Annotated in this window: 11 protein-coding genes; 9 read left to right on the top strand and 2 right to left on the bottom strand. The window is 52.8% G+C overall.

Going from position 1 to position 13414, the window contains the following annotated elements; all coding sequences use genetic code 11:
- The first annotated feature begins 231 nt into the window (after positions 1–231).
- From ACK5LI_RS16955 to ACK5LI_RS16935, 5 genes are all read left to right on the top strand, one after another.
- Positions 232–519 carry an FmdB family zinc ribbon protein gene (locus ACK5LI_RS16955; protein WP_416951573.1) on the top strand — a complete coding sequence of 96 codons (288 nt, stop codon included), beginning with the start codon at positions 232–234 and terminating at the stop codon, positions 517–519.
- 84 nt (positions 520–603) lie between these two features.
- Positions 604–1899 carry an adenylosuccinate lyase gene (purB, locus tag ACK5LI_RS16950; RefSeq protein WP_416951571.1) on the top strand — a complete coding sequence of 432 codons (1296 nt, stop codon included), beginning with the start codon at positions 604–606 and terminating at the stop codon, positions 1897–1899.
- Positions 1900–1917: 18 nt separating this feature from the next.
- Complete coding sequence (pyrE, locus tag ACK5LI_RS16945) at positions 1918–2478, top strand: orotate phosphoribosyltransferase (RefSeq protein WP_416951569.1); 561 nt, start codon at positions 1918–1920, stop codon at positions 2476–2478.
- A gap of 61 nt (positions 2479–2539) precedes the next feature.
- Positions 2540–3832 (top strand): L,D-transpeptidase family protein, encoded by a 1293-nt coding sequence (locus ACK5LI_RS16940; protein WP_416951567.1) that lies wholly within the window; start codon positions 2540–2542, stop codon positions 3830–3832.
- Positions 3833–4534, top strand: a complete 702-nt coding sequence (locus ACK5LI_RS16935) for a hypothetical protein (protein WP_416951565.1) — start codon at positions 3833–3835, stop codon at positions 4532–4534.
- Between the two features lie 412 nt (positions 4535–4946).
- Here ACK5LI_RS16935 and ACK5LI_RS16930 read toward each other — a convergent pair whose 3' ends face one another.
- Together ACK5LI_RS16930 and ACK5LI_RS16925 are read right to left on the bottom strand one after the other, a co-directional pair.
- Positions 4947–5231: a hypothetical protein gene (locus ACK5LI_RS16930; protein ID WP_416951715.1), complete on the bottom strand. Its 285-nt coding sequence runs from the start codon at positions 5229–5231 to the stop codon at positions 4947–4949.
- Positions 5232–5255: 24 nt separating this feature from the next.
- Positions 5256–7319 (bottom strand): ribonucleoside triphosphate reductase, encoded by a 2064-nt coding sequence (locus ACK5LI_RS16925; RefSeq protein ID WP_416951563.1) that lies wholly within the window; start codon positions 7317–7319, stop codon positions 5256–5258.
- 609 nt (positions 7320–7928) lie between these two features.
- Between ACK5LI_RS16925 and ACK5LI_RS16920 the strand changes: the two genes are divergently transcribed.
- The 4 genes from ACK5LI_RS16920 to ACK5LI_RS16905 all read left to right on the top strand — a co-directional run bounded on the left by ACK5LI_RS16920 (position 7929) and on the right by ACK5LI_RS16905 (position 13396).
- Entirely contained in the window at positions 7929–8777 is an 849-nt protein-coding gene (locus ACK5LI_RS16920) for a flagellin (protein ID WP_416951561.1), read from the top strand.
- Between the two features lie 478 nt (positions 8778–9255).
- Positions 9256–10182: a DMT family transporter gene (locus ACK5LI_RS16915; RefSeq protein ID WP_416951559.1), complete on the top strand. Its 927-nt coding sequence runs from the start codon at positions 9256–9258 to the stop codon at positions 10180–10182.
- A gap of 141 nt (positions 10183–10323) precedes the next feature.
- Entirely contained in the window at positions 10324–12417 is a 2094-nt protein-coding gene (locus tag ACK5LI_RS16910) for a methyl-accepting chemotaxis protein (protein WP_416951557.1), read from the top strand.
- Positions 12418–12607: 190 nt separating this feature from the next.
- The gene (locus ACK5LI_RS16905; protein WP_416951555.1) at positions 12608–13396 is read left to right on the top strand and encodes a nitroreductase family protein; all 789 of its coding nucleotides are present in this window, start codon (positions 12608–12610) and stop codon (positions 13394–13396) included.
- Positions 13397–13414: the final 18 nt, after the last annotated feature.

Genomic DNA, 13414 nt, shown 5'->3' with positions numbered 1-13414 from the left:
GTAAGCGCCAGCGTCGTGAAAAGCGTATGAAGCAGCGTATCAAAGAAGCTAAGGCTGCAGCCAAGGCCTAGTTCTTAGAAAGAACCGGGAGGCTCTGCCAACGTAGAAGCATCGCCGGAGTGCGGTGTTCGCTGTGTAACCCGCATATTTCAGCAGCGGTTTGGTGTTTGACAACGCGCAAGCCGCTGTTTACTTTTGTCTATAGTCTGTATTTTCTATCAGGAGCGTGCCATGCCCATCTACGAGTACAAATGCGACGACTGTCAGCAAATCTTCGAGGAGTGGCAGCGCAACTTCGAGGCACAGGCAAAAACCTGCCCCGTATGCGGCGGCAACGCCGAGCGCATCATGTCCAACACCTCATTCATGCTTAAAGGCGGCGGCTGGTATGCCACAGAATATGGCAACCGCACCGCAGACGGCGGCGATTCAGGTGCCAGCGCATCGGATAGTTCCGCATCGTCCTCTTCGCCTTCAGATGCATCTGCCTCCGGTACCACCGCTGAGCAGGCATCCTAGTTTTTCATGGCAGCCTCCGGCTGCCTTTTTCATATCCACAGGGCCCAGTGCCCACAACCGCGTAGCGATATAGAGACCAGACCGATGATCGAACGGTATACCCGTCCCGAAATGGGGCAGCTCTGGACGCTGGAAAACAGATTCCGCGTCTGGCTTGAAGTGGAAATCGCCGTCTGCGAAGCTTGGAACAAACTCGGTGTTATCGACGAAGACACCATGCGTACCATTCGCGAAAAAGCAGACTTTGACGTGGACCGCATCCTCGAAATCGAAGAGCAGACCCGCCACGATGTAATAGCCTTTCTGACCGCTGTGGAAGAAAAGGTTGGACCCGCCGCTCGCTTCATCCATCTAGGCTGCACCTCTTCCGACATTGTGGACACCGCCAACGGCGTGCTGCTGGCCCGCTCCGGCGATATGGTGGTAAAAGGCATCGAGCGCCTGCTTGCCACCATTAAAAAGCTGGCTGAAGCCAACAAAGGGCAGCTGTGCATGGGCAGGACCCACGGCATCCACGCAGAACCTACCAGCTTCGGCCTGAAAATGGCCGGCTACTACGCCGAATTCAAACGCCATTACGAGCGTGTGAAAGCCGGTGTTGAAAGCGTGCGTGTGGGTAAAATCTCCGGCGCTGTCGGCACTTACGCAGTCCTCAATCCTGAGGTGGAACGCATTACATGCGACATTCTGGGACTGCATGCAGACCCCATTTCCACTCAGATCCTCCAGCGCGACAGACATGCCCATTTCTTTACTTCTCTGGCTGTCTGTGCTGGCGGTATTGAACGCCTGTGCGTAGAGCTGCGCCACTTGCAGCGTACAGAGGTGCTGGAAGCCGAAGAAGGATTCCGTAAGGGACAAAAAGGTTCTTCTGCCATGCCGCATAAAAAGAACCCCATCTCTGCAGAAAACATGACCGGCCTTGCGCGCCTTATCCGCACCAACTCGGTAGCCGCCATGGAAAATCAGGCACTCTGGCACGAGCGTGATATTTCGCATTCTTCCGTAGAGCGCGTTATCATGCCCGACTCCACCATCCTTATGGATTATGTGCTGCACCGCCTGTGCAACCTGCTGGACAATCTGCGTGTCATTCCTGAAAATATGCAGCGCAACCTTATGGGCTCCTACGGGCTGTTCTTCTCGCAACGCGTACTTACCGCCCTGATCGGTTCCGGCGTTGCACGGCAGGAAGCCTATGTCATGGTGCAGAAAGTCGCCATGAAAAGCTGGGACACCAGAAGCAGCTTCCCTGACAATGTCCGAGCCGATGCCGACATCACAAGTCACCTCAAGCCAGAAGCGCTTGATGAACTCTTTGACGCAAGCTATTACCTGCGTCACGAAGACATGATCTTCTCCCGCGTTTTTGCGGAATAATACAGGAGAACACACTGCATGACCGATCTCAAGATTCGCCTTGCAAAAATTCTTGCAGAAAAATCGTATAAAGAGGGTGAGTTTACTCTCGCTTCCGGTAAAAAAAGCGAATATTACTTCGACTGCCGCCAGACTGCACTGCACGCAGAAGGTTCCTGGCTTATCGGCAACCTGTTCTTTGACATGATCAAAGACATGGAAGCTGCCGGTGTCGGCGGAATGACTCTGGGCGCTGACCCACTGGTATCCTCCGTTACCGTCATTTCACATGAAAAAGGACGCCCCCTGCCCGGACTTCTTGTCCGCAAGCAAGCAAAAGGGCACGGCACCGGCCAGTATGTGGAAGGCCTCGCCAACTTTAAAGAAGGCGCTACCGTCATCATGCTTGAAGACGTTGTCACCACGGGCGGCTCTGTACTGACCGCCATCGAGCGTATCGAAGCAGCCGGCCTTAAAGTAGCTGCGGTATGCTGCGTGCTGGACAGGGAAGAAGGCGGCCGCGAAAAGCTGGAAAGCGCAGGCTATGCTCTGCACTCCATCTTTACCCGTAAAGAACTTGTCGAAGCTTCCCGCGCCTAGCTTACACATCATGAGGGGGTTGCACCTTGCAGCCCCCCTTAACACTAAACCAGCCACACATATGACTGAATCACGCAGTTTTGTTGCCGGCCTGTTCTTCGCACTTTTGCTCTGCATGTATTCTGCAGTTCCCTTGCATGCTCAAGGCTGGAACGCAGATGTTAACGCTCTGCCCAATATCCCGCCCCTTTTTGTTGCCGTAGACAAGTCAGACCAGCAGCTTCATGTATATGAACATAGAAGCCCTCTTACTGTTTCTGCGACATATACGTGCACAACAGGCCAGATGAAGGGCGATAAGCTGGTCGAAGGCGACCTGCGAACTCCGGAAGGAGTTTACTTTGTCGAGCATCGCATAGACAAAGGGCTGGACTGGGACCTGTACGGCGGCATAGCCTACACCCTGAACTATCCCAACCCCATGGATAAGCTGCGGCGCAAAACGGGGTTCGGCATCTGGATTCACGGACGCGGACACGAAATAACCTCGCGTGAAACGCAAGGCTGCGTGGCTTTGAACATGCCGGATATCGAAGTGCTCGGCCCGCAGCTTCAGCGCGGTCTACCAGTCATTCTGGCAAAAAATCTTTCTACTAACGCCACTGTCCCTCCTGCAGCAGGCAAGGACGTGGCTACAGCCACTCTGCTTTCCGAAAAATCAGCAGCATGGGCTGACGCATGGCAAAGCCGGACTGACTCCTTTTTTGCTTTCTACGATTCTGAATCGTACACCAAGTCAGGATCCGGCAACTTTACAGCATTCAAGTCGCAAAAGCAGCGCCTGTTCCGTACACTGCCGTGGATTCATACCATCGTTGCGGATGTGCAGGTATTAAAAGGCCCGGGATACTGGGTGACATGGTTCAGACAATTTTATCGCGCCCCGAATTTGACTACCGAAGGTATCCGCCGTCTTTACTGGTTGCAAAACGCTGCCGGCGAATGGCATGTTGCAGGCATGGAGTGGCGACCGGGCAATGTAGATATGAAAGCGACCTACCTTGAAAGCATGCAACAGCAAGCTGATGCATTCATTGCCGCATGGCGTAAAGCATGGTTTAACGCAGATGTTGCCGCTTATGCACAAATGTATGCAAGCGATGCTATACAAGGCTCAAACAGAGGTATTTCTGCTATCCGTGATCATAAGAAAGTATTATGGAGCAATAAGAAGCCGAGCAAGCTAGCACTTGACGATGTTCGTGTAAGTATGCACCATGATGGTTTGAAACTGACGATGACTCAACGCTATTCCGACTCTTCGGGCTATAGCGACAAGGGAGTAAAAACGCTCGTCCTCCGCCCTGAGGGGGATTCATGGCGGATTGTACGAGAAGACTGGAGACAGTACTAGATGAGCGAAAAATACAGTGTACTCCTGATGAGAGATGACTCTAAAGTGCGCCGGTTCAGGCTGAGCCCTGTCTGGTTGCGCCTGGGAATCTATTCTCTCATTCTGCTTGCCACAATGGCAGCAGGGGGGGGATATGCGGGGTACACATTCTGGCAACAGAACGAAGTATTAAAGGCCGAACAGAACACCCTGCAACGCGATGTCCGCGAGCTGAACATGAAGCTTGAACGCCTGCAAAACGTGGACAAAATTCTTAATTCAAATGATCCTGAAGAGCTTCAGGCGCTGCTTGGCAATGTGACCATCGAGCAGGCTCCGCCGCCAAAGCCCACCATCGACCTTTCCGCTTTGTTGCATAAGGTGGATGTTCAAATGGTAAAGGTAGATAATATTTCTGCCAGAGCCGTTAACAAACGCAGTCTTACCCTGCAGTTTGATCTGAACAATCTGGCAACAGATAGAACTCTTTCCGGCGAGGTCGAAGTCAGCGTTCTGAGCAAACAGGGGCTGACAAAACCCGCCAAAGCAACAAACCCTGACGATCTTGGCTATGCCATCAACCGGTATAAAAAGGTCAGAGCCAACCTGACGATACCGGACTCGATGCCTATTGAAGATGTGTACGCACTGATTGTCAGCATTAATTCAAACGATAAGACAATCTTCAGAGATACCGTCCCCCTTGTCGGACTTGATCAATAAACACAAAAACGCCTGCAAAATGCAGGCGTTTTTTTATCTACGCACCCGGCAGGTGCAGCTTGGTAACAAGCTCATACGGCCGCTATGTCCGTGAAGAGACAACATTACTGGTGCCACCCGTACCGGTTCGGTTGCCGTCTTCCACCCCTTTTGCCTGATAGCGGATTCACTGCACATGGTACCCCTTCCCTCAAATGGCTAACCTACCGTCTGATAAATCTGGCATATCTTCCGCCCACAGGCTTTTTCACAACAGGCATGTTGTATAGCAAGTCATGAGGCGTCCTTGTGAGCTACTGCAAGCTTAAGCCGCCCTGTCTGCATAAACTACAGAAAAAGCCGCCCGAAGCTGTCAGCTTCGGGCGGCTTTATTTTCATAGCACCTTGCGCGGCAAGATTCCCTCAGTCGTAATCAATCATCCGATCGGGGACCCACTGTGCCGTTTCTGTCGTCTGCGCCATGCGGGCTGTCACCGTTTTTAGGTAACGTACGAACAGACAGGTCCTGAATAGCCGCAAGCACCTGTCCGCGCTCCTGCGCCAGCTTTTTCCATTTACGCTTTTCTTTTTTCAAAGCTTCAACGGTCTGGAGCAAGTCGCGAATGGTTGCTGCAGGGTATCCGTGCGTAGCGCCGCTACGCAGCTCTTCATCCGTACGCTGACGGACAGCTTCCAACTGGCTTGCGTTCAGAATCATAAACGACAAAAAACAACTACAAGGTTAACGGCCGCAGCCGCATACGGGCATATCGTATTCCGCACGATCTTTGTATTCTTCCTGTTTGCCTTTGTTCCAGCGGTTCACAGGACGGTAGTACCCTACCACACGTGTGTACACTTCTGCATCCTGTCCGCAGGTGGGGCAGTTGAAGTGCTCACCCTGCAGGTAGCCGTGGTCTTTGCACACCGAGAACGTAGGCGTAAGCGAAATGTACGGCAGCTTGGTGTTGCTCATGGCCTTCACAAGGAAGTTTTTCACAGACTCAGGTTCGGACACAGCCTCACCCAGGAAGGTGTGGAACACCGTACCCCCGTTGTACAGGGTCTGCAACTCGTTCTGGTGCTCCAGTGCGTAGAACACGTCGGTGGAAATGCCCACAGGCAGCAGGGTGGAGTTGGTGTAGTACGGAACGCTTTCGCCGGAAGTTCTGATGTCTTCGTACAGTTCCTTGTCGATCTTGGCCAGACGGTAGCAGGTGCCTTCGCCGGGAGTTGCTTCAAGGTTGTACAGATGACCGGTTTCTTCCTGGAAGCGCAGAACCAGACCACGCAGGTGATCCAGTACACGGGTCATCAGGCGCAGGCCGCCATCGCTTTCAATGCCCTTGCCCAGCATGTTCAGGCAGGCTTCGTGACCACCGATAAGGCCGATGGTTGAGAAATGCCCGGCATAACCGTTTTTCAGGTAACGGCGCGAGAACGGGAACATGCCGTTCTCCAGATTCTGCTGGCACATCTTGCGCTTGTATTCCAGAGAATCGCGAGCCATTTCAGCGTACTCGGTAATCAGATCGAGGAAATCCTCTTCGTTGTGCGCAAGGTAAGCCAGCTTGGGCAGGTTCAGCGTCACAACGCCGATGGAGCCTGTCAGGTCGCCGGAGCCGAAGAGGCCGCCGGTTTTCTTGCGGATTTCGCGCAGGTCCATCTGCAGACGGCAGCACATGGAGCGCACGTCTTCAGGATTCAGGTCAGAGTTGATGAAGTTCTGGAAGTACGGAACACCATATTTGGCAGTAAGCTGCAACAACAACTGGCCAGCTTCGGATTCCCACGGAAAATCTTTGGTCACGTTGTACGTGGGAATGGGGAACGAGAAGATACGGCCATCTGCGTCACCTTCGAGCATGACTTCGATGAATGCGCGGTTGATCATATCCATTTCATGCGCGTACTCGCCGTAGGTGCTGTCCTGGAAAGCTCCGCCGATGATGACCGGCTCTTTGGCGATGTGCGAAGGCGACACCACGTCAAAAGTAAAGTTGGTGAACGGGCTCTGCCCGCCCCAGCGCGAGGTGGTGTTCAGGTTGTACACGAGGTTCTGCATACGCTGCTTTACCTGTGTGTAGTTCAGGCCGTCCTTGCGCACAAACGGGGCAAGATAGGTATCAACGTTGTTGAATGCCTGAGCACCGGCCCACTCGTTCTGCAACGTGCCAAGGAAGTTAACCATCTGACCGCAGGCTGCGTCAAAATGTTCTGCAGGAGCAGAAGAGCAGCGTCCGGGCAGGTTAAAGCCCTCCAGCAGCAGATCACGCAGACTCCAGCCGGCGCAGTAACCGGCAAGGCCGAAAGAAAGGTCATGAATATGGAAGTAACCGTGCTGGTGAGCCTGACGGATTTCTTCAGGATACTTTTCAAGCACATAGCGGGCCTGCACCGAGCCAGCCATATGCAGAATCAGTCCCTGAAACGAATGTCCCATGTTGGAGTTTTCGTTTACACGCCAGTCGCTGCGGTCAAGGTAGCTTTCAATCATCTGCGAAATATCAAGGTACGCCTGACCCTGCGAACGCATTTCGCGACGCTTTTCACGGTAGATGATGTAACGCTCGGCAACATTGTACAGGCGTGCTTCCATCAGCACCTGCTGCACCATGTCCTGTACACGTTCCTGTTCAGGGGTGTCTTCCTGATGCAGTTTTTCTTCCACCTTACGGGCAAGGCGCTTGGACAGCAGAGGGTCTTTGATACCGCTGGCTTTAAGAGACTTGAAAATAGCTTCTGCGATGCGATCGGTGGACCAGGTTTCCAGTCGGCCGTCGCGCTTCAGAATATGAGTAGGCATGAGTGATGACTCTCCGGTGCATGGACAACGGATCGGGCAAAGCGCAGAACGCTTTGATCGAGCATTGTATGTCACATAATGTTTGATTCGCAGTGCCGGACTGCGGCTTATGAGTGTCGGTAACGCCCGCCGCGTGGCACAAAAATGGCTAATTTGCGTAACTGTCTGCAGTACGGACAGAAACAATCAGAGCAACTTCGGACAGGCTGCTGACTCTACCCGCATTTAAGACTCCTCGTGATAAATGCAGGATAACAGCGGCAGAACCATACCGGAATTTCACCGGATTTACCTGATGCGACGCTGCTGCGCCGCGCCGAAGTACCGCGTTGACTCGGGGAACCTAGCAAAAGGAGAGTGGTGGGGCAAGGCGGCTTTCACATTTTTTCCACTGGTACACCACTACAAACTCCATCAAACCTTCTAAAGACAGAGGTAAAACTGCCGATATGATTTTTGCGCATAACGCGCACCTGCAGGCCGCTTTTCTGACGACTCAACAAGATTCCCAAAACTGCCCTGCAAGCCGATCGTGCAAAAATCAAAATCAGCCGTCATCCCTGCAAAGCGGCCTGAATAAAGCATTGCAGCAGCTAAGGAGAACCACTCATGGCGTACACAACAGAATCACGTCAGCTCATTTTTGATCTGTCTCTGCGCCTGCTGCAGCAAGACATGCTTACAAACAATCTGTTTCTGGGCGGCGAAGTGGGCAAGTCGCTACGTGATCTGGTATTGCAGGATTCCCGATCACTCAAACTGACAGACCCGACGGCTCAGGCTCTTTCCGGTAAGTTGCGCAGTGATGCGGGTATGCTCAGACAGGCATCAAGCAATGTTTCCGAAGCAAAATCCGTTACAGACATGGCCCAAAGTGCCACAGAGGTTATCCGCACCAGTCTGGAACGCATGCAGGAGCTGGCGGAAGGCGTTTCAGACGGCACGTTGACTGTTGCCTCCGCACAGGCTGAATACCAAACACTTATCGACACCATCGAAGGCAGTATCGACAATGCTTCGTACAACGGATTCAAGCTGCTCAGCGCCGATGGATGGGCCGGTGACGAACGGGTAACACTTAACGGAACAGCCGGCACACTCGGCACCACGGGCGATATTCATATTCAGGCGGGTGACTCCGGTTTCAACCTTGCGTTGCACGACATTTCATATCTGAAAGGCCAGTTCAGCACGGCCGACATTCAGGATGCAGCCACTGCGGCAACCTCTGCCACCACATTAAGCGGTTATGTTTCTGACATTCAGGGTATCGAAACAATTCTGAAAAAACGCTCTGAAGGACTCTCATCCCATGCGGCATCGTTGTCGTCGCAAGCGGACATTCTGACGACCGCCGCAACCACACGCGAAGCGAGCGACGACAAACGTTCTGTCGAGGAGCTGCTTCTTGATTATGTGCTGACGAACGTAGGCAAAATTGTAGACACCGACACGTGATGCCCGCGAGCCGGAGAATAGCGGTGTCCCTCTGATACCTGCCTTTCGGGCTTGCAGCTTGCGGCGGCAACACGCGCAACCTGCTTCCTTCCGTATATATAAACTTGCCCTGCTTGAACGGTCGCCAGCAAGTGCGCGTGAGAAGCACCCGCAGGGTACTATTTCACATATCTCCCGTCTCACCCTGCTCCATATAGACGTTAAGCGCTATCCCCCCTTCAGGGAAAATAATGTAACAATTTTCAACAAGGCAATCACAACCACTTGAGGCACCCCGACATTCCGGTGATATAGCAAAGCACACCGATATAATACGCAGAACTGGAACGGATTTACCCGACAAACGCGCTCCTGCAGCTGATACAGGCGCCGCGTTCCAGCTTCAGTACAAAATGGCATATGCACTTGCGCCTATTGCCTTTGCAGCCTGCGCTTCCTATACTTCGCGCCCTTATTCCCGCCACATCAGGAGCTTACCGTGCCGCGCACACAGTCCACTATACTGGCATCCATAGCCTTGTTCGCAGCTGTCACATTGTGGGGCAGCTCATTTGTCGCCACCAAAATCGGCCTGCAATACTTTGAGCCGCTGTCCATTGTCTGGCTGCGGCAGCTGGTGGCTACCATAGCCATTCTCCCCTTCTGGCTGCCTGCGTGGTTACGACACAGACACGCCAGCATCCGGCGGGGTGACATATCACTCCTGCTGCTTCTCGCCTTCTTCCAGCCGTGCCTGTATTTTGTATGCGAAAGCTATGCACTGCAACTGACAACAGCATCTCAGGCGGGCATTGTATCAGCCATGATGCCGCTTATGGTGGCAGTGGTGGCAGGCAGCCTGCTGGGCGAACAGGTAACCCGCAACATGTGGGCGGGCTTTGCTGTTTCCGTATGCGGTGTGGTGTGGCTTACGCTGGCCAGCGCACCGGAAGAATCGGCCCCGTCGCCTATGCTGGGCAATTTGCTGGAACTGGCAGCCATGGCATGCGGTGTGGGCTACACCATCATATGCCGCAAACTCGGGGCAAGGTTTTCTCCTGTCATCATTACAGGAGTACAAATACTTGCCGGCCTGATATTTTTCCTGCCCGGTGCGTTTATGCTTCCCGCAGATTTTCTCTCCATCGTGCATGCATCTTTGACCGATACTTCAGATGCAGCCCTGCCGTTATTAAGCATCAGCTATCTGGGACTATTTGTCACTTTGGGCGCATTCGGTCTGTACAACTATGGTGTAAGCATCATACCCGCCAGCAGAGCTTCCGCTTGGATCAATCTCGTTCCTGTTGTTTCGGCTATTCTTGCGTTTCTGGTACTGGGAGAAAGGCTGTCCGTTACACAGGCAGGAGGTGCAGCGCTCGTTCTAGGCGGCCTATACCTTTGCCAGAAGTCCGCACCAAAATAAAGCCACAGCGCTATACATATGGCCTTATTTTACTAGAGACTTATTGTTAAATATAATGCATTATACAAGCAGCTTCCAAGGGATTATTTTTTTTATAACAGCATCAGTGTCTGCTAACCTTAGCATACTCAGGGGACAGCCATGCTCAACTCCATCAAAGCACGAATAATTCTCGGTCTGCTTTTATCCATCGCCATTGCCATCGGCGGTGTATCTACCATTGTGTATTTCAATATTAACAGTTTATCGCAAAAGGCGTTCGAAACATCTTCCGCAAGCCAGCTCGAACGAATTGACGATTTCATGAGCACATTTGTTGAGGGCGGCAAGCACACAGCTCTGTTCCTCGCTTCTCTTCGGGACACAAAAGAAGCCCCCGGCCAGTTGACCGTGTACGCCACAAAAACTCATGACTCAGAAATTAACCGGAGTACTCTTGCTACCGAGCTTGAAAGGCAACTGTTCGATATCTTCGGTGGTGTTGTTACTTCCAACCCGAACTACGACTATGCATACGTAGGAACGGCTGATGGCGGTTTTGTACAATTTCCTGAAGACAAACTGCCCGCAGGCTACAACCCCACCAAGCGCCCGTGGTACAAAGAAATTATGGCCTCTGGAGATGAGGCGTCATTAAGTAAAGCCTACCTTTCCACATCCGGAGAACCCGTAGGCACGATCACCGCAACGGTGCGCAAAAACGACAAGATCATCGGAGTCATAGGCATCGACATCAATCTGGCTACGCTGACGAACGTTACCTCTGCCATCAAAGTCGGAGAAACCGGCTATGTCATGCTTATTGAAGACGGCGGAGTAATTCTTTCCGACCCTGCCAGCGACAAGCGGGCATTTAAAAATGTCAACGACCTCAACATCCCGTCTCTGGAGCAGTTTGCTTCCATGACAAGCGGCTCCATTGAGGTGGATCTGGATGGTATCCGCAAGCTGGCCACCGTACATCACTCTGACAGGCTAGGATGGCAGCTCGTACTGATTCAGGACAAAGCAGAAGTTTTTGCGACAACGCAGGAGACCATAAGCAACGTCCTTATGCTCAGTCTGGGGCTGGCCATTCTGCTGCTTGGAATTGCATGGCTGCTGGCCCGTTCGATAGCACGTCCTATTGCCATGCTTGCAGAGTCTGCACAGGTAGTCGCCCGCGGCAACTACGATCAGATGCCGGAAGCACGCCATTTCAGCGGTGAACTGGCAACGTTACATTCCAGCATGACGACTATGGTGACAGAACTGGCAGCCACCATTAAAGAGGCCCGCAGCAAGACTCTGGAAGCTGAAGAGCAGACGAAGAAAGCCGAAGTGGCCCTGCAGGAAGCCAGCGCAGCCCGCGAGCAGGCAGAACATGCGACCAAGCAAGGCATGCTTTCTGCCGCAAAGCAGCTTGAGTCTATTGTCATGCAGGTTAATCAATCCTCGCAGGAGCTTTCCGGCCAGATTGAACAGGCAAGCGCAAATGCCGGTATGCAGCGTGAACGTACGGCTGAGGCTGCAACCGCCATGGAACAGATAAACGCCACCGTGCTTGAAGTTGCCAGCAATGCTTCGCGCGCTGCAGAAAGTGCAGAAACAGCGAAAACACAGGCTGACACAGGTGGGGAGATCGTCCGCCAGGTGGTTTCCAGCATCAATCAGGTAGACAAGGTGACGCATGAACTGCAAACCACGCTGGACAAGCTAGGCAAGCAGGCGGAAGACATTGGTCAAATTATGAATGTGATCACTGACATAGCCGACCAGACCAACCTGCTGGCCCTGAACGCCGCCATTGAAGCCGCCCGCGCAGGCGACGCAGGACGAGGTTTTGCCGTTGTTGCGGATGAAGTACGCAAACTTGCAGAAAAAACCATGCATGCCACCAAAGAAGTTGGCGGTGCGGTTACCGCTATTCAGCAGGCAACCCGCGTCAACATTGAAGGCATGAGTAATGTAACCACCCTTGTGGGGCAATGTACCGAGCAGGCATCAGAGGCCGGCAACTCGCTTTCCAGCATTGTAGAGATTGTCATCGAAACAGCGGATCAGGTGCGTAACATCGCAACAGCCAGCGAAGAACAGTCTGCCGCATCTGAACAGATCACCCGCAGCACCGAAGAAGTTAACCGTATTGCCGGCGATGTAGCCGACATCATGCACGAATCAAACGAGGCGGTCATCAACCTTGCAAGGCTTGCAGATGATCTTCAGGACCTTATAGAAAAGCTCAAATCCGCCTGACGCACCCGCGACAAAAAATAACAAAAGGCCGCACAGAGTGCGGCCTTTTTTAGTACCTGCGAAGCGCAGCATGTTTTCATATATCAAAGCAGATGTTACATCCTCAATTACGGCAGATACAATTTCATTACGCTGCCAAACGTACCTGTAATCAGACAAGCACGTTCATAACCATGCCAAAGGAGTGAAAATGCCTGTAATCAAAATAGACTCTGCACGGTGCAAAAAGGACAGTCTTTGCATAGTTGAATGTCCGCATCTGCTTTTTACGCAACAGCCCGACGGCACTGCACAGCCTGTTCCGGAGGCTGATGCCCACTGTATAGACTGTGGTCACTGTATTGCAATCTGTCCCGCCAATGCCATTTCGCTGGACGGCATTGATTCAGAAGGATGCGAGCCTGTTCAGCGGGATTTAGCGGTTTCCCCCGCTCAGGTGCGCCAGCTTTTACGCTCAAGGCGCTCCATCAGAACATTTAAACAGCAGCCTCTTGAACGCAGCAAAGTTGAAGAGCTTATTGATATATCCCGCTGGGCGCCCACTGCACGAAACATGCAGCCAGTCTGCTGGCTTGTCCTAGAACAACCTCACATTGCTGCCCTTTCAGAACTTGTCATTGCATGGATGCGCGAGAGCAACCTGCTGCCTGAAGTAGTACAAATGTACGACAGCGGCGTAGACATCATCCACAGGCAGGCTCCCTGCCTGCTTATTGCGCATACACACCAGAGCGCCCTCATTCCGCACGTGGACTGCACCATAGCATTAAGCGCAATAGAAACAGCCTGTCAGCCCATGGGGCTTGGGGCGTGCTGGGCAGGATTTCTGATGATGGCAGCTAAAAACTCTGCCACAGTTGCCGAATACCTGCAGCTGCCGGAGGGACATACCATGCAGGGAGCATTGATGCTTGGTATTCCTGCTTACCGTTACAAACGCATCCCCCCGCGGAAAAAAAGCATTATCAGCTGGCGATAAGAATGCACATAAGCAGGG

This window comes from Oleidesulfovibrio sp. (assembly GCF_047973035.1).
Taxonomy (GTDB): domain Bacteria; phylum Desulfobacterota; class Desulfovibrionia; order Desulfovibrionales; family Desulfovibrionaceae; genus Oleidesulfovibrio.
This window is presented reverse-complemented; position numbering and strand designations above follow the sequence as displayed.